The organism is Serratia sp. Ae19-1, from assembly GCF_059801225.1.
In genome coordinates, this window is record NZ_JBCHWD010000001.1 from 365,445 (window position 1) to 386,385 (window position 20,941).

Here is a 20,941-nt window from a genome sequence, read left to right on the forward strand (position 1 = left end):
TATTCTCTCTCTGTGACGTCGGTTAGTTTGCCAACCAAAGTTGCAAATGCTCGGCCACCGGGCCCAGCGCCAGCGCCGGCACGAAGGTCAGCGCCCCCACCAGCAGCACGGTGCCGATCAGCAGACCGATGAACAGCGGCCCATAGGTCGGCAGGGTGCCGTTGCCCGCCGGCTGACGTTGCTTGGCGCTCAGTGAACCGGCGATCGCCAGCACCGGCAGGATCACCCCGAAGCGGCCGACGAACATGGCGAAGGCCAGCAGCAGGTTGTAGAACGGCGTATTGACGCTCAACCCGGCGAAGGCGCTGCCGTTGTTGTTGGCGGCGGAAGACAGGGCGTACAGCACTTCGCTGAAGCCGTGAGCGCCCGGGTTGAGGATGCCGGCGCGGCCCGCGTCGGTGCCGATGGCCAGCGCACTGCCCAGCAACACCAGCGTCGGCGTGACCAGGATCGCCAACGCGGTCATCTTCATGTCATAGACGTCGATTTTCTTGCCCAGGTATTCCGGGGTGCGGCCGATCATCAGACCGGCGATAAACACCGTCAGCATCACGAACAGCAGCATGCCGTACAGACCGGAGCCGACGCCGCCGAACACCACTTCACCGATCTGCATCAGCCACATCGGCACCATGCCGCCCAGCGCGGTGAAGGAGTCGTGCATGGCGTTGACCGCCCCGCAGGACGCGGCGGTGGTCACCACCGAGAACAGGCTGGTGGCGAGAATGCCGAAGCGCGACTCTTTGCCTTCCATATTGATGTTGCTGTCGGCGCCCAGTGCGCTCAGGTGCGGGTTGCCCGCCAGCTCGGCATACATCACCACCACCACCGCCACCACGAAGATCAGCGCCATCGCCCAGATCAGCGCATGGCCCTGGCGGTTTTCACCGGCCAGTTGGCCGAAGGAGAAGCACAGCGCGCAGGGGATCAGGAAGATGGCCAGCATCTGCACGAAGTTGGTCAACACGGTCGGGTTTTCGAACGGATGCGCCGAGTTGGCGCCGAAGAAGCCGCCGCCGTTGGTGCCGAGCATCTTGATCGCTTCCTGCGAGGCCACCGGCCCCATTGGCAGCGTCTGCTGCGCGCCTTCCAGCGTGGTGACGTGCAGGTAAGGCAGGAAGTTTTGCAGCGTGCCCTGGCTGACGAAGAACAGGGCGATCAGCAGCGCGATCGGCAGCAGCACGTACAGCGTGATGCGGAACAGATCGGCCCAGGCGTTGCCGACGGTCTTGCCGGCGCGGCGGGTAAAGGCGCGGATCAGCGCAAAGGCCACGGCGATGCCGGTGGCGGCAGAGACGAAGTTCTGCACCGCCAGCCCGGCCATTTGGCTGAAATAGCTGAGGGCGCTTTCGCCGCTGTAGGCCTGCCAGTTGGTGTTGGTGACGAAGCTGACGGCGGTGTTGAGCGCCAGATCCCAGGAGAGGCCCGGGAAGCCTTGCGGGTTGAGCGGCAGCGAGCCCTGCGTCATCAGCAAGGCGAACAGCAGCGCCAGGCCGAGCAGGTTGAACGCCAGGATCGCCAGCGCGTACTGCCACCAGTTCATCTCGGTGGCGCGAATGCCGCAGGCACGCCAGACGCCGGCTTCCACCCCGCGTAGCGCAGGCAGCGGCTCACCTTCTATCAGGCGCGCCATAAAGCCGCCCAGCGGCCGGGCCAGCAGCAGAAGCACCAGCAGGAAGCTGGCGATCAGTAAAAAGGCTGAAGCCGCCATCAGAAATCCTCCGCGTTAAACAGGGCGTAGACCAGATAGGCCAACAGCAGCAGAACCAACAGCGCACCACCAATAACGCTGAAACTCACGGGACACCTCCAGAGGTGTTGTTTTTGATAGAGGCAGTGTAGGGAGAGGGGTAGAAAGAAGATGAAAAAATCGCGCGGGCGGGTGTAAAAAAAGTATAAAAATGGCTGAAATTTCAGCGGAAATTAGGCGTTTCAGGCATCAGGCTCGCGGTGAGATTGCGCCTGATGCCTGAATGAGAACGGGCAGAGGCGGGAGATAACGAACCAGGAAATAACCACAATGTAACCCATGTTTAGTTAAAAATTAACTTGGCTGTAACAAAATTACGAATCACTGAGGTGATTAGCGATTTTTTGTGCGATTTAGTGGTCGGATGAGTAGTAAACTTTCATCAAATGCGCTAAAATTTTGTCCAGTTACCAAATTACCGATTGTTCATTTGATGCGCCGACGCCGTTTTCCCTGACAAATCAACGGCAGGCGTTTTTAAGGAGGTTCGCATGTCTACTACCTATCACGCTTATTCACTGCATCGGATTCTCCTGCGCCGCAGCGCAGTAGTCATCGCGGGCATTTTGGCCCTGCCGGTGATGCTGTTCCGCAGCGATCGCGGGCGTTTTTACAGCTACCTGCACCGCGTCTGGTCAAAAACCAGCGACAAGCCGGTCTGGCTGCAGCAGGCGGAATTGGCGTCCTGCGATTTCTACTGAGTCACTGCCGACTCACGAAAAACCCTCGCCCTGCGGCGGGGGTTTTTTTATGCCTCTGGCCGCCCCTATCAAGCGCAAGGTCGTATTCGGCAAGCCGTTCTTCTACACTTTCCTCATCGGCCAACAACACGGGAGAGCGGTATGAGCGACAAGATCCCTATCGGCATCAGCGCCTGTTTACTGGGCGAGACGGTGCGTTTCGACGGCGGCCACAAGCGGCTGGCCTTTGCGGTGGAACAGTTGGCGCCCTATGTGCGCTTTGAGCCCGTTTGCCCGGAAATGGCGATCGGCCTGCCGACGCCGCGCCCGGCGCTGCGCCTGGTGAAGCAGGCTCAGCCCTGGCCGGCGATGCGTTACAGCAATGACGCGAGCGTGGATCTGACCGAGGAGATGCGCCGCTTCTCCGCACAGCGCATGGCGGCGCTGCAGCATCTGTGCGGCTATATCGTCTGCGCCAAGTCGCCGAGCTGCGGCCTGGAGCGAGTGCGGGTCTACAGCGAAAACGGCAAGGACTCGCGTAAAAACGGCGTCGGGCTGTTTACCGCTGAACTGCTGCGTCAGATGCCGTGGCTGCCGGTGGAAGAAGACGGACGATTGCAGGATGCGGCACTGCGGGAAAACTTCATTGAACGGGTGTACGCGCTGTACGAGCTGAATATGCTGTGGCGTCAGGGGCTGACCCGCGGCGGGCTGATCGCGTTTCACAGCCGCTACAAGCTTTCACTGCTGGCGCATTCGCAGCCGGCGTATCGCGAGCTGGGGCGCTTCGTCGCCGATATTCACCGCTGGGACTCGTTGGAAGCCTTCGCTGTGGAATACCGCAGCCGCCTGATGGCGCTGTTGGCGCACAAGGCGACGCGCCGCAACCACACCAACGTGTTGATGCACGTGCAGGGCTATTTCCGCCGTCAGCTCAGCGCGGCGCAACGCCAGGAGCTGGCGCACCTGATCGACCGTTATCGGCAGGGCATGCAGCCGCTGTTGGCGCCGATCGCGCTGCTTAAACATTACATGGCGGAATACCCCGACCGCTATCTGGCGGAACAACGCTATTTCGAACCTTACCCGGAGGCGCTGCGTTTGCGTTACGGCCATTGATTGACAAGGAGTTTTATGACCACTCATCTGGTCTGGTTGCGTAACGATCTGCGTATCACCGACAACAAAGCGCTGCACGCTGCCTGCAGCGATCCCGAAGCCCGAGTGTTGGCGGTGTTTATCGCCACCCCGCAGCAGTGGCGGCAACATGAGATGGCGCCGCGGCAGGCGGCGCTGATCCATGCCAGCCTGCGGGCGGTGCAGCAGGCGCTGGCGCAAAAAGGCATTGCGTTGCATTGCCATGCCGGCACGGATTTTGCCGCTTCGATCGACTGGCTGGCGGACTATTGCCGGCGGGAGCAGGTGGATGCGCTGTTTTACAATCGCCAGTACGAACTGAATGAACGGCGACGCGATGCGCGGCTGGAGCAGCAGTTGAATGGGCGGGTAAGGTGCCACGGTTTTGATGACAGCCTGCTGTTGCCGCCGGGCAGCGTGCAAACCGGCGGCGGGGAGATGTACAAGGTCTATACGCCGTTTCGCAACGCCTTCATTCATCGCCTGACCGAGTCCGATCTCAACTGCTTGCCGGCACCGAAAACCCGTGCCGGTGGCGCGTTGCCTGCGCCTGAGGCGCCAGCGGCGTTCGATTACCCTACGGCAGACATCGGGGATGGCTATCCCGCCGGCGAGGAGGCCGCGCTGCAGCGGCTGCGCGCCTTTTGCCGCGAGCAGGTGCAGGATTACCTTCGCCAACGCGATCTGCCGGCCCTCGCCGGTACCAGCAGCCTGTCGCCCTATCTGGCGATCGGCGTGCTGTCGCCGCGCCAGTGCTTCAACCGCCTGCGTGCAGAATGCCCACAGCTGTTGGAAGATCGCGAAAGCGGCGCCTTCGCCTGGCTCAACGAGCTGATTTGGCGCGAGTTCTACCGCCATCTGCTGGTGGCCTATCCCGAGCTGTGCCGCCATCGGCCGTTTATCGCCTGGACGGACAAGGTGCGCTGGTGCGATGACGCGGCGAAGCTGCAGGCCTGGCAGCGGGGCGAGACCGGTTACCCGATCGTCGATGCCGCCATGCGCCAGCTGAACGCCACCGGCTGGATGCACAACCGGCTGCGCATGATCAGCGCCAGTTTCCTGGTGAAGGATCTGCTGATCGACTGGCGGGCCGGTGAGCGTTATTTCATGTCGCAATTGCTGGACGGCGATCTGGCGGCCAACAACGGCGGCTGGCAGTGGGCGGCTTCCACCGGCACCGACGCCGCGCCGTATTTCCGCATCTTCAACCCGACAACGCAGGGTGAACGTTTTGATCCACAAGGCACTTTTATCCGTAAATGGTTGCCGGAACTGGCGGATGTGCCCGACAATGACATCCATTATCCTCACCGTTGGGCGGAAAAGCAGCCATGCGTGCTGAATTACCCGCTGCCGATCGTCGATCATAAGCAAGCCCGTCTGGAGACGCTGGCGGCGTTCGAGGCGGCGAAACGGGGAGAGTCTTGAGGCAACTGCAAGGAGCGACGCAATGATGAAAAAGGTGTTGGCCCTGTGCCTGAGCGGCTATTCCGCGCTGGCGATCGCCGGCTTTGACGTGGTGGCGCTGGGCGTCGACGGTGGCGTCAGCGACGGCAACCTGACTTCCTACCTGATCCGCAGCGACAATCAACCGCAGTATGTGGCGCTGGACGCCGGTTCGCTGCTGCCGGGCATCGCCAAAGGGCTGGAGAAGGGCAGCTTCCCGCAGGTGACGCCCGAGCTGGCCGCGCCTTATACGCCGCAGGGCTATGTGTTCCGGCAGTTGATCGGCAGCTACTTTATCAGCCACGGCCATCTGGACCACGTGGCGGGGCTGATCGTCGGCTCGCCGGAAGACAATAAAAAAACCGTTTACGCCCAGGCGGACACCGTGCTGACCTTGCGTAATCACTACTTTAACTGGAAGGCCTGGCCGAACTTTACCGACGCCGGCAACGGTGCGCGGCTGGGCACCTACCGGCTGCAAACGGTGCGGCCGCAGCAGCGGTTTACCCTCGGCCTGACCGGGTTGACCGGCGTGATGTACCCGCTCAGCCACGATCGCTACCCGTCGTCGATGCTGCTGATTTCCAACGGCAACGAGTTCTTCGCCTATTTCGGCGATACCGGGCCGGATAAGGTGGAGCAGTCGCGCGATCTCGATACCGTCTGGCGCACGCTGGGGCCGCTTGTCGAGCAGAAAAAGCTCAAAGGCATGATTATCGAAACCTCTTATCCCAACGGGGTGGAGGACAAACATCTGTACGGCCATTTGACGCCGGCCTGGCTGCTGAAGGAGCTGAAGAACCTGACGCAGTACAGCGGCGGCGAAGGCTCGCTGACCGGTCTGCCGGTGGTCATCAGCCACATCAAGCCCAGCCTGAAGCAGGGCGAAGACGCGCGCGCCGCCATTGCGCAGCAGCTGGCGCAGGGCAACGATCTGGGGGTGAAATTCATCCTGATGGCGCAGGGCGACCGACAGACATTTTGACTATGAAGAGAGAAGAGAATGCGTAACCTCGATCTGGAACAACTGATCAATACGGAACTGAACGCTGCGGCGTTTCAGGACTACGCCCCCAACGGTTTGCAGGTAGAGGGGCGTGCGCATGTACAGCGCATCGTGACCGGCGTCACCGCCTGTCAGGCGCTGCTGGACGCCGCGGTGGCGCATCAGGCCGACGCGATTATCGTACACCACGGCTATTTCTGGAAAAACGAGGCGCCGGCGGTACGCGGCATGAAACGCAATCGCCTGAAAACGTTGCTGACCCACGACATCAACCTGTACGGCTATCATTTGCCGCTGGACGCGCATCCGGTGCTGGGCAACAACGCGCAGCTGGCGCAGGCGTTGGGCATTCGGGTGATTGGCGAAGTCGAGCCGCTGGTGCCGCACGGCGAATTTGAACAGCCGCTGACCGGCGAAGCGCTGCAGCAGCGTATCGAAAGCCGGCTGGGGCGCGCGGTGTTGCACTGCGGCGATAACGCGCCTGAGCACATTCGCCGGGTGGCCTGGTGCACCGGCGGCGGCCAGGGCTTTATCGACAGCGCGGCGCGCTTTGGCGTCGATGCTTTTATCAGCGGTGAAGTCTCTGAGCAGACCATCCACAGCGCGCGCGAAATGGGCGTTCACTTCTTCGCCGCCGGTCACCACGCCACCGAGCGCGGCGGCGTGAAAGCGTTGGGAGAGTGGCTGGCTCAGCACCACGGCTTCGATGTGACCTTTATCGATATCCCGAATCCCGCCTGATTTCTTCTTCCCCGGATCCAGCCCGGCCTGTGCGCCGGCTGAATCCTTTTACTGCGCTATTTCCTTATTTTCCCTATGGTTGCGTTCTATTGACAGCCGGGGCCGCGTCACGCATAACTGGTGTGTTTTTCATCGCGATAATAATAAGGAGAATAAGGGTGCAACAAGCACGATGTTACCTGTTGGGTGAAAGAGCGGTGGTGCTTGAACTGTCGCCGCCGGTGACGCTGCCCAGCCAGCGGCGCATTTGGGCGCTGGCGGAAAAGCTGAATCACCATCCCGACGTGCGGGAAGTGGTGCCGGGGATGAATAACCTGACGCTGTTGCTGCATACGCCGCAGGCCGACGCCGAAGCGATGCTGGCATTGCTGCAGCAGGGGTGGGAGAGCAAAGAGAGCCTGACGCCGGAATCGCGTCAGGTGGATATTCCGGTTATCTACGGCGGGGAACAGGGCCCCGACCTGGATGAGGTGGCGCGTCATACTGGCATGACGCCGCAACAGGTGGTGGAATGCCACGCGGCGGCGGCCTATGTGGTCTATTTCCTCGGCTTTCAGCCGGGCTTCTCCTATTTGGGTGGCATGCCGGAACAACTGGCGACGCCGCGCCGTGCTGAACCGCGTCTGGCGGTGGCGGCCGGCTCCGTCGGCATCGGCGGTGGCCAGACCGGCATCTATCCGCTGGTGACGCCCGGTGGCTGGCAGCTGATTGGCCGCACGCCGCTGGCGCTGTTCAATCCGCATGAAATGCCGCCGACGTTGCTGCGCCCGGGCGATAACGTACGCTTCGTGCCGCAGAAGGAGGGCGTATGCTGATTATTCTGCGCGCCGGCATCTATACCACGGTGCAGGATTTGGGCCGCGAGGGATTCCGCCGTCTGGGCATCAGCACCGGCGGAGCGCTGGATCAACCGGCGCTGAAGATAGCCAACCTGCTGGTGGGCAATGCGCCGGAGGCCGCCGGGCTGGAGATCACCCTCGGCCAGTTCAGCGCCGAGTTTACCCGCTCTGGCTGGATCGCCCTGACCGGCGCCGGCTGCGACGCGCAGCTGGACGGTAAACCGCTGTGGACCGGCTGGCGCTATCCGGTGAAAAAGGGGCAGCGGCTGGCGCTGGGCACGCCGAAACGCGGCATGCGCAGCTACCTGGCGATCTCCGGCGGCATCGCCGTGCCGGAAATGCTGGGTTCGCGCAGCACCGACATGAAAGCCGCCTTTGGCGGATGCGAGGGGCGTAATCTGAAGGACGGCGACCGGTTGCCGCTCGGCAAATCTGCCGTTCAACCGCAGCATTCCTGCGGCGTGAAGCAACTGCTGTTCACCAACCGCATCCGCGCGTTGCCGGGGCCGGAGTACGCCGAATTCAGCGAAGAGGCGCAGGAGACGTTCTGGCGCGCCGCCTGGCAGCTCAGCCCGCAGAGCAACCGCATGGGTTACCGTCTGCACGGCGGCACGCCGCTGGAGCGCACCACCGACCGCGAGATGCTGTCGCACGGCCTGTTGCCCGGCGTGGTGCAGGTGCCGCACAACGGCCAGCCGATCGTGCTGATGGCCGATGCGCAAACCACCGGCGGTTACCCGCGTATTGCCTGCGTGATCGAAGCCGATCTCTACCATTTGGCGCAGATCCGACTCGGCGAACCGATCCACTTCGTTCTCTGCTCACTGGCGGAGGCGCAGCGCGCCAAGGCCGAGCAGGATCTCTTCCTTCGACAGATTGCCTGGGGGTTACATGATCGTTGATTTGAACGCCGATCTCGGCGAAGGCTGCGCCAACGACCAGGCGTTGCTGCAATTGGTGAGCTCGGCCAACATCGCCTGCGGCTTCCACGCCGGCGATGCGCAGACCATGCGTCAGTCGGTGCGCTGGGCATTGGAGTACGGCGTGGCGATCGGCGCCCACCCGAGTTTTCCCGATCGGGAGAACTTCGGCCGCACCCGCATGCAGCTGCCGCCGGAAACGGTGTACTCGCAGGTGGTGTATCAGCTCGGGGCGCTGGCGGCTATCGCCCGCGCCGAGGGCGGAGTGATGGTGCACGTCAAGCCGCACGGCATGCTGTACAACCAGGCGGCGGTTGAGCCGGCGCTGGCGGAAGCGATCGCCCGGGCGGTGCAGGCGGTCGATCCGGCGCTGCGGTTGGTGGGGCTGGCCGGCAGCGAGCTGATCCGCGCCGGGGAAAAGCTCGGTCTGACCACCCGGCAGGAGGTGTTCGCCGATCGCGGCTACCAGGCCGATGGCACACTGGTGCCGCGCGGCTTGCCGGGGGCGCTTATCGAGGACGACGAGCAGGCGCTGGCGCAAACGCTGGAGATGGTGCGCCATCACCGGGTGCGCAGCGTGGATGGCGTCTGGACCGCGGTTCAGGCGGAAACCGTCTGCCTGCATGGGGACGGCGAGCATGCGCTGGCGTATGCGCGCAGGCTGCGGGACAGTTTTGTTCAGCAGGGGATCCGCGTCAGCGCGGAGCAGTAAAGCAAGACACAACATCACAAGCAAAAAACTATTAGAAAATATCGAGGGAAGACTATGGAACAGGCCGTGAATCTCTGGCCACTGATCGGCATCGCCGCTATCGTGGTCGGGTTTGTATTGCGTTTCAACCCGGTGCTGGTGGTCATCGCCGCCGGCATCATCACCGGTCTGGCGGCGCTGATGCCGCTGGACGTCATTCTGGAAAAGCTCGGCGAAGGCTTTCTCAACACCCGTAACCTGCCGCTGATCCTGCTGCTGCCGCTGGCGGTGATCGGCCTGCTGGAGCGCCACGGGTTGAAAGAGCGGGCGCAGGCGTGGATCGCCAAGATCAAAAGCGCTACCGCCGGCCGGCTGCTGATCGTGTACCTGTTCGTGCGCGAGATTACTGCGGCGATGGGCTTGACCAGCCTGGGCGGGCACCCGCAGATGGTGCGGCCACTGCTGGCGCCGATGGCGGAAGGGGCGACTGAAAACCGCTACGGCGAGCTGCCGGAGCGCACCCGCCACCGCCTGCGCGCCATGTCGGCCGCCACCGACAACGTCGGGCTGTTCTTCGGCGAAGATATCTTCGTGGCCTTCGGCGCGATCATCTTCATGCACAACTTTATGCTGGAGTCCGGCGGCATTCAGACCGAGCCATTGCATATCGCGCTGTGGGGCATTCCGACCGCCATTTTCGCTTTCCTGATCCACGCTTTCCGGCTGTATCGGATGGATAAACAGCTGAGCGCCGAGCTGGCGCAGCTGAATCAGGCGGCGCTGCAGGCGAAGGGGGAAGCACGATGAACTTCCAGCAACAATATCTCTACTGGCTGGCCGGCGCGGTGCTGCTGATTGTGGCGGTGATGTCCTTCCGCGATCGCGCCAACCCGCGCCGCATCACCACCGGGCTATTTTGGGGGCTGTACGGCCTGGTGTTCCTGGTCGGCGACTGGACTTACCGCCTGCTGGGCGATGTGCTCGGCGAAGGCAGCAACGAGAAACGCATGCTGCACATCATCGTTGGCGTTGTGGTGGTGGTGATGGCCCTGATCGCCGGCTTCGGCGGCGTGCGCCTCGGCAGCTATCATCAGCGAACGCCGCAGGAGCGCGAGGCGAGCGCCAAGCGCCTGGGCAACAAGCTGTTCATTCCCGCGCTGGCGATCCCGGTGGTGACGGTGATCGGCGTGCTGCTGTTCAACAACATTCCGGCGTTGCAAAGCGCAGTGTTCGGCAGCGGTAATCACGCGACGCTGATCACGCTGTTCTCGATGACCGTCGGCTGCCTGATTGGCCTGGCGATCGCGGTGAAAATGACCCATGAGAAGGCGTTGCAGCCGGTGCAGGAAGCGCGGCGCCTGCTGGATTCGATCGGCTGGGCGTTCATTCTGCCGCAGATCCTCGCCACGCTGGGCCTGCTGTTTACCGTCGCCGGCGTCGGCACCGCGATCTCGCATTTAACCCAGGAGTATCTGGCGGTGGATAACCGCTTTATCGCCGTGGCGGTCTACGCTATCGGTATGGCGGTGCTGACCATGGTGATGGGCAACGCCTTCGCCGCGTTCCCGATCGTCACCGCCGGCATCGGCATTCCGATCCTGGTGCTGCAACACGGCGGCAACCCGGCGGTGATGGCGGCGATCGGCATGTTCTCCGGCTATTGCGGCACCCTGATGACGCCGATGGCGGCGAACTTCAACATTGTGCCGGCGGCGCTGCTGGAGCTGCCGGACAAGAATGCGGTGATCAAGGCGCAGGTGCCGACCGGCGTGCTGCTGCTGTTGGTTAACGTGTTCCTGCTGTATTTCCTGATGTTCCTGTAGGAGTAAGGATGCAAAAAGTATTGATTACCGGCTTCGAGCCGTTTGGCGGTGAGCGCCTCAACCCTTCCTGGGAAGTGGTGAAGCAGCTCAACGATCTGGAACTGGTCGGTACGCGCATTGTGGCGCGCCAGCTGCCGTGCGTGTTCGGTGCGGCGCTGGAGGCGCTCAACGCGGCGATCGATGAGGTGCAGCCGCTGATGGTGTTGGCTGTCGGCCAGGCCGGCGGCCGCACCGATATCACGATTGAGCGGGTGGCGATCAACGTCGACGATGCGCGCATTCCCGACAATCAGGGGCAGCAGCCGGTGGACGAGCCGATCGTCGCCGGCGGCCCGGCGGCCTATTTCAGCACCTTGCCGATCAAGGCGATGGTCAGTTCGATGCGCGAGGCCGGCATTCCGGCCTCCGTTTCGCAGACCGCCGGCACCTACGTGTGCAACCATGTCATGTATGGCTTGTTGCACCGGCTGAGCGGCCAGCGCGAGGTGAAGGGTGGGTTTATTCATATCCCGTACCTGCCGGAACAGGCGGCGGCGCACCCCGGCGCGCCGAGCATGGCGGCCTCGACGGTGCTGTTTGCGCTGGAGCTGGCCGTTTCCATCGCTTTGCAGGTGGAGCACGATCTGAAAGTGGCGGGCGGTGCAACGCATTAAGCCTGATAATCCCCGGCGCATCGGGCTGCGCCGGGTCTATGTAAGGAGTGGTCTATGCCGGAAGGACCGGAGATTCGCCGGGCGGCGGACAAACTGGCGGCGGCGGTGATCGATCAGCCGCTGACCGCCGTCGATTTCGCTTTTCCTCAGCTGAAACATTATCGCCAGCGTTTGCTCGGCGAGCGCATCGTCGCCATCGAGCCGCGCGGCAAGGCGCTGTTGACCCACTTTTCCAACGGGCTGACGATGTACAGCCATAACCAGCTGTACGGCGTGTGGAAAGTGGCGGCGGCGGGGGAGACGCCGGAGACCAAGCGCGATCTGCGGGTGCGGCTGGAAACCGCCCACCGCGCGATATTGCTCTACAGCGCTTCCGATATTACCGTCGGGCCGCGCGAGGAAATAGAGCAACACCCGTTTTTGCAACGCATCGGCCCCGATGTGTTGGACATGTCACTGACGGTAGACGATGTGGCGGAGCGGTTGCTGACGCCGCGTTTCCGTCGCAGGCAACTGAGCGGCATGCTGCTCGATCAGGCGTTTCTTGCCGGATTGGGCAACTATCTGCGCGCCGAAATCCTGTGGCAGGCCGAACTGGCGCCGCAGCACAAACCGCAGGATCTGACGCCAGAGGCGCTGCGCCACCTGGCGGAGGCATTGCTGGCGGTGCCGCGCCTTTCCTACCAGACGCGCGGGCAGGCGGATGACAACCGTCATCACGGCGCGCTGTTTCGCTTCAAGGTGTTTCATCGCAGCGGCGAGCCGTGCGAACGCTGTGGTGAGATGATCGTGCGCACCGAGCTGTCGTCGCGGCCGTTCTATTGGTGCTCGGGCTGCCAGAAATAGCCAAAAAAAAACGCCGCCCGAGAGGGCGGCGCTGTACGTTTCAGCCGGGAAGGCGGCTTACTTGTTTTTCAGCTGGGATTTGAAATCACGCTCGGCATAGCCGGTGTACAGCTGACGCGGACGGGCAATTTTGATGCCTTCGTCGTGCATTTCGTTCCAGTGGGCGATCCAGCCGATGGTGCGCGCGATGGCGAAGATCACGGTGAACATGGAAGAAGGAATGCCCATCGCCTTCAAGATGATGCCGGAGTAGAAGTCGACGTTCGGGTACAGTTTCTTCTCGATGAAGTACGGGTCGTTCAGCGCGATGTGTTCCAGCTCCATCGCCACCTGCAGCAGGTTGTCGTCCTTCTTGTTCAGCTCTTTCAGCACTTCGTGACAGGTTTCGCGCATCACGGTGGCGCGCGGATCGTAATTCTTGTACACGCGGTGGCCGAAGCCCATCAGGCGGAAGGAGTCGTTCTTGTCCTTGGCGCGTTTGATGAACTCTGGAATGTGCTCGACGGTCTTGATCTCTTCCAGCATTTTCAGCGCCGCTTCGTTGGCGCCGCCGTGCGCCGGTCCCCACAGGGAGGCGATGCCGGCCGCGATGCAGGCGAACGGGTTGGCGCCGGAAGAGCCGGCGGTGCGCACGGTCGAGGTGGAGGCGTTCTGCTCATGGTCGGCGTGCAGGATCAGGATGCGATCCATGGCGCGCTCCAGCACCGGGTTCACCACGTACTCTTCGCACGGGGTGGCGAACATCATATGCAGGAAGTTGCCGGCATAGGACAGATCGTTGCGCGGATAAACGAACGGCTGGCCCAGGGAGTATTTGTAGCACATCGCCGCCACGGTCGGCATTTTGGACAGCAGACGGAACGCGGTGATTTCACGGTGACGCTCGTTGTTAACGTCCAGCGCATCGTGGTAGAACGCCGCCAGCGCGCCGGTCACGCCGCACAGCACCGCCATCGGGTGCGAGTCGCGACGGAAGCCACGGAACAGATGGGTGATCTGGTCGTGGATCATGGTGTGGCGGGTCACGGTGGTCTTGAAGGTTTCGAATTCTTCCGGCGTTGGGGTCTCGCCGTACAGCAGGATGTAGCACACTTCCAGGTAGGAAGATTCTTTCGCCAGCTGCTCGATAGGGAAGCCGCGGTGCAGCAGCACGCCTTTGTCGCCGTCGATGAAGGTAATCTTGGATTCGCAAGAAGCGGTGGAGGTAAAGCCGGGATCAAATGTGAAATAACCTTTGGAACCCAGAGCGCGGACATCGAGGACATCGGGGCCCAGTGTCGGTGTCAATACGCCCAGTTCGATCGGAGCTTCGCTGTCATTAATGGTTAGCGTCGCTTTCTTATCAGTCATTTACTGTCTCCTTAGCGCCTTATTTTAAAAACCACTAACAACTGAAATACCTTAAATCTCTGCAGGTTGCCCGCAAAAAAATGGTGCGGACGCTAACTCTGTGAGCGACTGCGCAACTGTGCGCGGGTAGGGTACAGAGTGCTGACCAGGCGAACGAGACGGGTGACCAGTTGTTAACGATTCATAGTAATTCGTTATAGTCTGTTAATCTTACCTATGAGCTGTTCGAAGAGATGTGAACCTATCCCAATAATCTGTTTTTATGTGCTTTATTTGCTTTTGACGCCGGCAAACTCGAGCGGGAAACAACGGCTATTGGGATAGGTTCGCCAAATACACTGTTGCATAACTCGAACCCGGGAGGAAGTGTATCTGCTGACCCATAGCGCATCATAGGACCGTTTGTGCCCCTATATGTAATGGAAATGTTGATCTCTTGTCAAATCAGATAATTAATTTTGCACTAATTGTGAAATCCGTGATCTGAATCACTGTTCGGGGGAAATGTTATCAAAGCGGTTGTATGAGAATTGTAATCAGAATGTGATCCTCCTATACTGCCGCCAGGTCTCCGGATTACCCTGAAGTAGGAGCACCCAGCGTTATAAATGCGCGCCGTTTGAGCACAGAGGATGTTGATGTTTGAGCGCGTGACGTGTAAGGGTTTTAGGCTCTTAACGCTGTCTGATCCCCGCCCAGGCCCGGAGGAAGGAAAATAATAAGAGCTGTGTGGGCAAATACGTGAAAAAACAACGACCTGTCAACTTGGATCTGCAAACGATCCGGTTCCCCGTAACTGCGATAGCGTCTATCTTACACCGAGTCTCTGGCGTAATTACCTTCGTTGCCGTGGGTATCCTCCTCTGGCTGCTGGGCCTGTCACTCTCTTCCCAAGAGGGGTTCCTGCAGGCGGCCGCCATCATGAATAGCTTCATCGTCAAATTCATATTCTGGGGCATCCTCACGGCGCTGGCCTATCACATTTGCGGTGGCATCCGTCACTTGTTAATGGATTTTGGCTATATCGAAGAGAGTTTGGCCGCCGGCACCCGTTCCGCCCAGGTGGCGATCGGTCTGACCGTCGTGCTGTCAGTTCTGGCTGGAGTCCTCGTATGGTAAACAACGTTTCTGCATTAGGGCGCAACGGCGTGCACGATTGGCTGCTGCTGCGCGCTTCCGCTATCATCATTACCCTGTACGTCCTGTATATCCTGGGCTTTTTCGTCACGGCTCCGGAACTCACTTATGACATCTGGCGCGGTTTCTTCGCCACTTCCATTACGAAAGTATTCACTCTGCTGACCTTGCTGTCGATTCTGGTGCACGCCTGGATCGGGCTGTGGCAGGTGCTGACGGACTACGTCAAGCCGCTGGCGGTTCGCCTGGTGTTGCAGCTGGCTGTCGTGGTCGCGTTGCTGGTCTATTTACTGTACGGAACAATCGTAGTGTGGGGTGCTTAAATGAAACTGCCAGTCAGAGAGTTTGATGCCGTCGTAATCGGCGCCGGCGGTGCGGGCATGCGTGCCGCGCTGCAAATTTCCCAAGCGGGCTCGACCTGTGCCCTGCTGTCCAAAGTTTTCCCGACCCGTTCCCATACCGTGTCCGCACAGGGCGGCATCACCGTCGCGCTGGGCAACAGCCACGAGGACAACTGGGAATGGCATATGTACGACACGGTGAAAGGTTCCGACTATATCGGTGACCAGGACGCCATCGAATATATGTGTAAAACCGGCCCGGAAGCGATTCTGGAACTGGAACACATGGGGCTGCCGTTCTCTCGTCTGGACGACGGTCGCATCTATCAGCGCCCGTTCGGCGGCCAGTCGCTGAACTTCGGCGGCGAGCAGGCGGCGCGTACCGCAGCCGCAGCCGACCGTACCGGCCATGCGCTGCTGCACACCCTGTACCAACAGAACCTGAAAAACCACACCACTATCTTCTCCGAGTGGTATGCGCTTGATCTGGTGAAAAACCAGGACGGCGCGGTGGTCGGCACCACGGCTATCTGCATCGAAACCGGTGAAGTGGTTTACTTCAAAGCCAAGGCCACCGTGCTGGCGACCGGCGGCGCAGGCCGTATTTACCAGTCCACCACCAACGCCCACATCAACACCGGCGACGGTGTCGGCATGGCGCTGCGCGCCGGCGTGCCGGTACAGGACATGGAAATGTGGCAGTTCCACCCGACCGGCATCGCCGGCGCGGGCGTGCTGGTGACCGAGGGTTGCCGCGGCGAAGGCGGTTACCTGCTGAACAAACACGGCGAGCGCTTCATGGAGCGTTATGCGCCGAATGCCAAAGATCTGGCGGGCCGCGACGTGGTTGCCCGTTCGATCATGATCGAAATCCGCGAAGGCCGCGGCTGCGACGGTCCTTGGGGCCCGCACGCCAAGCTGAAGCTGGATCACCTGGGTAAAGAGGTGCTGGAATCCCGTCTGCCGGGCATTCTGGAACTGTCCCGCACCTTCGCGCACGTCGATCCGGTGAAAGAGCCGATCCCGGTTATCCCAACCTGTCACTATATGATGGGCGGCATTCCGACCAAGGTGACCGGCCAGGCGCTGACCGTGAACGAGAAAGGCGAAGACGTGGTGATCCCGGGGCTGTTCGCCGTGGGCGAAATCGCCTGCGTATCGGTGCACGGCGCCAACCGTCTGGGCGGCAACTCGCTGCTCGACCTGGTGGTGTTCGGCCGTTCCGCCGGTATGCACCTGCAGGAATCGCTGGAAGAGCAGGGCGTGAGCCGTGACGCCAGCGACTCCGACGTGGAAGCCTCGCTGGACCGTCTGAACCGTTGGAACAACACCCGTTCCGGCGAAGACCCGGTTGAAATTCGCAAAGCGCTGCAGTCTTGCATGCAGCACAACTTCTCGGTATTCCGCGAAGGCGATGCGATGGCCAAGGGCCTGGAAGAACTGAAAGTGATCCGTGAACGTCTGAAGAACGCACGCCTGGACGATACCTCCAGCGAGTTCAACACCCAGCGCATCGAGTGTCTGGAGTTGGATAACCTGATGGAGACTGCGTATTCCACCGCCGTGTCGGCCAATTTCCGTACCGAGAGCCGTGGCGCACACAGCCGCTTCGACTACCCGGAACGCGATGACGCCAACTGGCTGTGCCATTCGCTGTATCTGCCGCAATCGGAAAGCATGACGCGCCGCGAAGTGAACATGCAACCGAAGCTGCGCCCGGCATTCCCGCCGAAAGTGCGTTCTTACTAATTGCGGAGATCGACAGATGAAACTCGAATTTTCCATTTATCGCTACAATCCGGATGTCGACGATGCCCCGCACATGCAGGACTACACCCTGGAAGCGGAAGAAGGCCGTGACATGATGCTGCTGGATGCGTTGATCCAGCTGAAAGAAAAAGACCCGACCCTGTCGTTCCGTCGCTCATGCCGCGAAGGCGTGTGTGGTTCCGACGGCCTGAACATGAACGGTAAAAACGGCCTGGCGTGCATCACCCCGGTTTCTTCGCTGCGTAAAGGCAACGGCAAGATCGTGATCCGTCCGCTGCCGGGCCTGCCGGTGGTGCGCGATCTGGTGGTGGATATGGGCCAGTTCTATACCCAGTATGAAAAGATCAAGCCTTACCTGCTGAACGACGGCAAGAACCCGCCGGCGCGCGAGCACCTGCAGTCGCCGGAGCAGCGCGCCAAGCTGGACGGTCTGTACGAGTGCATTCTGTGCGCCTGCTGCTCGACCTCTTGCCCATCGTTCTGGTGGAACCCGGACAAGTTCATCGGCCCGGCCGGTCTGCTGGCGGCGTATCGCTTCCTGATCGACAGCCGTGACACGGAAACGCAAGAACGTTTAGATGATCTGGACGACGCTTTTAGTGTTTTCCGCTGCCATAGCATTATGAATTGTGTCAGTGTATGTCCTAAAGGCTTGAACCCGACGCGTGCTATCGGGCATATCAAGTCCATGCTGCTGCAACGCGGCGCATAAACGGAATGAGATGCTGCGCCGGGCTCTTTTCCGGCGCACGTCCCATAGGGGAGGGAACCTCTAAAAACTGACCCGCGGCTGCGGCGCTATGCAGCCTGGTTCTTCCGCCGGTTTTTAGAGGTTCCTTGTAAGGGACCGCAAGGTCCATAACAGAACGTATCGGGCCGTCATGGCCGCAAGTACGTCGAGTGAACCGTTTTACGGCAAACCGTATTCATCACGGTAATTATGTTAACCACGGCGAAAACTAAAGCTTCAAAGCTTAAGGGATCATGATGCAGAACGGCGCAATGAAGGCCTGGCTGGATTCCTCCTATCTGGCGGGCGCGAACCAGTCTTACATAGAGCAGCTCTATGAAGACTTCTTAACCGATCCGGGTTCCGTTGAAGATAGCTGGCGTTCCATTTTTCAACAGCTACCAACCGCGGGTGTCAAACCCGATCAGCTTCACTCTCAAACGCGCGATTACTTCCGCCGCCTGGCGAAAGACTCCGCGCGTTACAACACCACCATCACCGATCCGGAAACCGACGCCAAACAGGTCAAGGTACTACAGCTGATCAACGCCTTCCGCTTCCGCGGGCATCAGCATGCCAACCTCGATCCGCTTGGCCTGTGGCAGCGCGAGCAAGTTCCTGACCTTGATCCCGCTTACCACAACCTGACCGAAGCCGATTTCCAGGAAACCTTCAACGTGGGCTCTTTCGCCATCGGCAAAGAAACCATGAAGCTGGGCGATCTGTACGCCGCGCTGAAGCAGACCTACTGCGGTTCGATCGGTGCGGAATACATGCACATCACCAACACCGAAGAGAAACGCTGGATCCAGCAGCGCATCGAATCGGTGGTGGGGCGCGCCAGCTTTACCGCCGACGAAAAACGCCGTTTCCTGAACGAGCTGACCGCGGCGGAAGGCCTGGAACGTTACCTGGGCGCCAAATTCCCGGGTGCCAAACGCTTCTCGCTGGAAGGCGGCGACGCGCTGGTGCCGATGCTCAAAGAGATGGTGCGCCACGCCGGTAAGAACGGCACGCGCGAAGTGGTGTTGGGCATGGCCCACCGCGGCCGTCTGAACGTGCTGATCAACGTGCTGGGCAAAAAGCCGGCCGATCTGTTCGACGAATTCGCCGGCAAGCATAAAGAACACCTCGGCACCGGTGACGTGAAATATCACCAGGGCTTCTCCTCCGACGTGGAAACCGAAGGCGGCATGGTTCACCTGGCGCTGGCGTTCAACCCGTCGCACCTGGAGATCGTCAGCCCGGTGGTCATGGGATCGGTACGCGCCCGTCGCGATCGTCTGGACGAAGCGCGCAGCAACATGGTGCTGCCGATCACCATCCACGGCGACGCCGCCATCACCGGCCAGGGCGTGGTTCAGGAAACCCTGAACATGTCTCAGGCTCGCGGCTACGAAGTGGGCGGCACCGTGCGCATCGTCATCAACAACCAGGTTGGTTTCACCACCTCCAACCCGCTGGATGCGCGCTCTACCGAATACTGTACCGACATCGCCAAAATGGTTCAGTCGCCGATCTTCCACGTTAACGCGGACGATCCGGAAGCCGTGGCCTTCGTCACCCGTCTGGCGTTGGATTTCCGTAACACCTTTAAGCGTGACGTGATGATCGATCTGGTCTGCTACCGTCGCCATGGGCACAACGAGGCCGACGAGCCGAGCGCCACCCAGCCGGTGATGTATCAGAAGATCAAGAAACACCCTACGCCGCGCAAAATCTACGCTGACGTTCTGACCGAGCAGAAAGTGGCCAGCCTGGAAGATGCCACGGAAATGGTCAACCTGTACCGCGACGCGCTCGACCGCGGCGATTGTGTGGTTGAAGAGTGGCGTCCGATGAACCTGCACTCCTTCACCTGGTCACCGTACCTGAACCATGAGTGGGACGAAGAGTACCCGAGCAAGGTTGAGATGAAGCGTCTGCAGGAACTGGGCCGCCGCATCAGCACCGTGCCGGAAGCGATCGAAATGCAGTCGCGCGTGGCGAAAATCTACGCTGACCGCGCCGAGATGGCCGCAGGCAACAAGCCGTTCGACTGGGGCGCCGCCGAAACGCTGGCCTACGCCACCATGGCGGATGAAGGCATTCCAATCCGCATCTCCGGCGAAGACGCCGGCCGCGGCACCTTCTTCCACCGTCATGCAGTGGTGCACAACCAGAAAAACGGTTCGGTCTACGTTCCGTTGGCGAACATCCACAGCGGCCAGGGCGAATTCAAAGTCTGGGACTCCGTGCTGTCTGAAGAAGCGGTGCTGGCGTTCGAATACGGCTACGCGACGGCAGAACCGCGCACGCTGACCATCTGGGAAGCGCAGTTCGGCGACTTCGCCAACGGCGCACAGGTCGTTATCGACCAGTTCATCAGCTCCGGCGAGCAAAAATGGGGCCGTATGTGTGGCCTGGTGATGCTGCTGCCGCACGGCTATGAAGGCCAGGGCCCTGAGCACTCTTCCGCGCGTCTGGAACGCTATCTGCAGCTGTGCGCAGAGCAGAACATGCAGGTGTGCGTCCCGTCCACGCCGGCGCAGGTTTACCATATGCTGCGTCGTCAGGCGCTGCGCGGTATGCGCCGTCCGTTGGTGGTGATGTCGCCGAAGTCGCTGCTGCGTCACCCGCTGGCGATTTCTTCGCTGGACGAGCTGGCCAACGGCACCTTCCTGCCGGCGATCGGCGAGATCGACGACTTGGATCCGAAAGCGGTCAAGCGCGTCGTGCTGTGCTCCGGCAAGGTCTACTACGACCTGCTGGAACAGCGTCGCAAGAACGAGCAGAAAGACGTGGCCATCGTGCGTATCGAGCAGCTGTATCCGTTCCCGCATCAGGCCGTTCAGGCCGTGCTGGAGCAATACTCGCACGTGCATGATTTCGTCTGGTGTCAGGAAGAGCCGCTGAACCAGGGCGCCTGGTACTGCAGCCAACACAACTTCCGTGAAGTGGTGCCGTTCGGGGCTTCTTTACGTTACGCAGGACGTCCGGCCTCCGCTTCTCCGGCGGTGGGTTATATGTCCGTACACCAGAAGCAGCAGCAGGCTCTGGTGAATGATGCGCTGAATATTGACTAATGTTCGCTCGCTTGCC

At 60.9% G+C, this 20,941-nt stretch carries 20 protein-coding genes; 17 read left to right on the forward strand and 3 right to left on the reverse strand.

The window, feature by feature from the left end; translation table 11 throughout:
* Positions 1-22: 22 nt before the first annotated feature.
* Together kdpA and AAIE04_RS01790 are read right to left on the reverse strand one after the other, a co-directional pair.
* Positions 23-1,711, reverse strand: coding sequence for a potassium-transporting ATPase subunit KdpA (gene kdpA / locus AAIE04_RS01785; protein ID WP_019454047.1), 1,689 nt, complete (start codon positions 1,709-1,711; stop codon positions 23-25).
* Positions 1,711-1,800 (reverse strand): K(+)-transporting ATPase subunit F, encoded by a 90-nt coding sequence (locus AAIE04_RS01790; RefSeq protein WP_016928742.1) that lies wholly within the window; start codon positions 1,798-1,800, stop codon positions 1,711-1,713. Before AAIE04_RS01790 ends, kdpA begins: the two co-directional genes overlap by 1 nt.
* 441 nt (positions 1,801-2,241) lie before the next feature.
* Between AAIE04_RS01790 and AAIE04_RS01795 the strand changes: the two genes are divergently transcribed.
* The 12 genes from AAIE04_RS01795 (at position 2,242) to nei (ending at position 12,532) form a co-directional block, all read left to right on the forward strand.
* Positions 2,242-2,451: a YbfA family protein gene (locus AAIE04_RS01795; protein ID WP_004939916.1), complete on the forward strand. Its 210-nt coding sequence runs from the start codon at positions 2,242-2,244 to the stop codon at positions 2,449-2,451.
* Between the two features lie 141 nt (positions 2,452-2,592).
* Positions 2,593-3,549, forward strand: a complete 957-nt coding sequence (locus AAIE04_RS01800; RefSeq protein ID WP_498576378.1) for a YbgA family protein — start codon at positions 2,593-2,595, stop codon at positions 3,547-3,549.
* A 15-nt stretch (positions 3,550-3,564) separates the two neighbouring features.
* Positions 3,565-4,995: a deoxyribodipyrimidine photo-lyase gene (gene phrB / locus AAIE04_RS01805; RefSeq protein WP_498576379.1), complete on the forward strand. Its 1,431-nt coding sequence runs from the start codon at positions 3,565-3,567 to the stop codon at positions 4,993-4,995.
* Between the two features lie 22 nt (positions 4,996-5,017).
* Positions 5,018-5,998 (forward strand): MBL fold metallo-hydrolase, encoded by a 981-nt coding sequence (locus AAIE04_RS01810; protein WP_435981045.1) that lies wholly within the window; start codon positions 5,018-5,020, stop codon positions 5,996-5,998.
* An 18-nt stretch (positions 5,999-6,016) separates the two neighbouring features.
* Complete coding sequence (locus AAIE04_RS01815) at positions 6,017-6,760, forward strand: type 2 GTP cyclohydrolase I (protein WP_019454043.1); 744 nt, start codon at positions 6,017-6,019, stop codon at positions 6,758-6,760.
* Between the two features lie 158 nt (positions 6,761-6,918).
* Positions 6,919-7,575, forward strand: coding sequence for a 5-oxoprolinase subunit PxpB (gene pxpB, locus AAIE04_RS01820; RefSeq protein ID WP_025160036.1), 657 nt, complete (start codon positions 6,919-6,921; stop codon positions 7,573-7,575).
* Positions 7,569-8,501: a 5-oxoprolinase subunit PxpC gene (gene pxpC / locus AAIE04_RS01825; protein ID WP_440529028.1), complete on the forward strand. Its 933-nt coding sequence runs from the start codon at positions 7,569-7,571 to the stop codon at positions 8,499-8,501. The genes pxpB and pxpC overlap by 7 nt, the downstream gene beginning before the upstream one ends.
* A complete protein-coding gene (gene pxpA / locus AAIE04_RS01830; RefSeq protein ID WP_063918907.1) occupies positions 8,491-9,231 on the forward strand; it encodes a 5-oxoprolinase subunit PxpA in 741 nt (246 codons plus the stop codon). The genes pxpC and pxpA overlap by 11 nt, the downstream gene beginning before the upstream one ends.
* Before the next feature lie 54 nt (positions 9,232-9,285).
* The gene (locus AAIE04_RS01835; RefSeq protein WP_016928734.1) at positions 9,286-10,017 is read left to right on the forward strand and encodes a DUF969 domain-containing protein; all 732 of its coding nucleotides are present in this window, start codon (positions 9,286-9,288) and stop codon (positions 10,015-10,017) included.
* Entirely contained in the window at positions 10,014-11,033 is a 1,020-nt protein-coding gene (locus AAIE04_RS01840) for a DUF979 domain-containing protein (protein ID WP_004939900.1), read from the forward strand. The genes AAIE04_RS01835 and AAIE04_RS01840 overlap by 4 nt, the downstream gene beginning before the upstream one ends.
* A gap of 8 nt (positions 11,034-11,041) precedes the next feature.
* Positions 11,042-11,686, forward strand: a complete 645-nt coding sequence (pcp, locus tag AAIE04_RS01845) for a pyroglutamyl-peptidase I (RefSeq protein WP_019454038.1) — start codon at positions 11,042-11,044, stop codon at positions 11,684-11,686.
* A gap of 54 nt (positions 11,687-11,740) precedes the next feature.
* Positions 11,741-12,532, forward strand: coding sequence for an endonuclease VIII (gene nei, locus AAIE04_RS01850; protein ID WP_498576380.1), 792 nt, complete (start codon positions 11,741-11,743; stop codon positions 12,530-12,532).
* Positions 12,533-12,589: 57 nt separating this feature from the next.
* Here the strand turns inward: nei and AAIE04_RS01855 are convergent, their stop codons facing one another.
* The gene (locus AAIE04_RS01855; protein ID WP_016928730.1) at positions 12,590-13,882 is read right to left on the reverse strand and encodes a citrate synthase; all 1,293 of its coding nucleotides are present in this window, start codon (positions 13,880-13,882) and stop codon (positions 12,590-12,592) included.
* Between the two features lie 729 nt (positions 13,883-14,611).
* On the opposite strand from AAIE04_RS01855, the gene sdhC reads away from it, so the two are divergent.
* From sdhC to sucA, 5 genes are all read left to right on the forward strand, one after another.
* Positions 14,612-15,001 carry a succinate dehydrogenase cytochrome b556 subunit gene (sdhC, locus tag AAIE04_RS01860; protein ID WP_004939893.1) on the forward strand — a complete coding sequence of 130 codons (390 nt, stop codon included), beginning with the start codon at positions 14,612-14,614 and terminating at the stop codon, positions 14,999-15,001.
* A complete protein-coding gene (sdhD, locus tag AAIE04_RS01865) occupies positions 14,995-15,342 on the forward strand; it encodes a succinate dehydrogenase membrane anchor subunit (RefSeq protein ID WP_004939891.1) in 348 nt (115 codons plus the stop codon). The genes sdhC and sdhD overlap by 7 nt, the downstream gene beginning before the upstream one ends.
* Positions 15,343-17,109: a succinate dehydrogenase flavoprotein subunit gene (sdhA, locus tag AAIE04_RS01870; RefSeq protein WP_015376974.1), complete on the forward strand. Its 1,767-nt coding sequence runs from the start codon at positions 15,343-15,345 to the stop codon at positions 17,107-17,109. It begins immediately after the preceding gene.
* 16 nt (positions 17,110-17,125) lie between these two features.
* Positions 17,126-17,842, forward strand: a complete 717-nt coding sequence (locus AAIE04_RS01875; RefSeq protein WP_015376975.1) for a succinate dehydrogenase iron-sulfur subunit — start codon at positions 17,126-17,128, stop codon at positions 17,840-17,842.
* Between the two features lie 275 nt (positions 17,843-18,117).
* Positions 18,118-20,925 (forward strand): 2-oxoglutarate dehydrogenase E1 component, encoded by a 2,808-nt coding sequence (sucA, locus tag AAIE04_RS01880; protein WP_004939884.1) that lies wholly within the window; start codon positions 18,118-18,120, stop codon positions 20,923-20,925.
* Positions 20,926-20,941 lie beyond the last annotated feature (16 nt).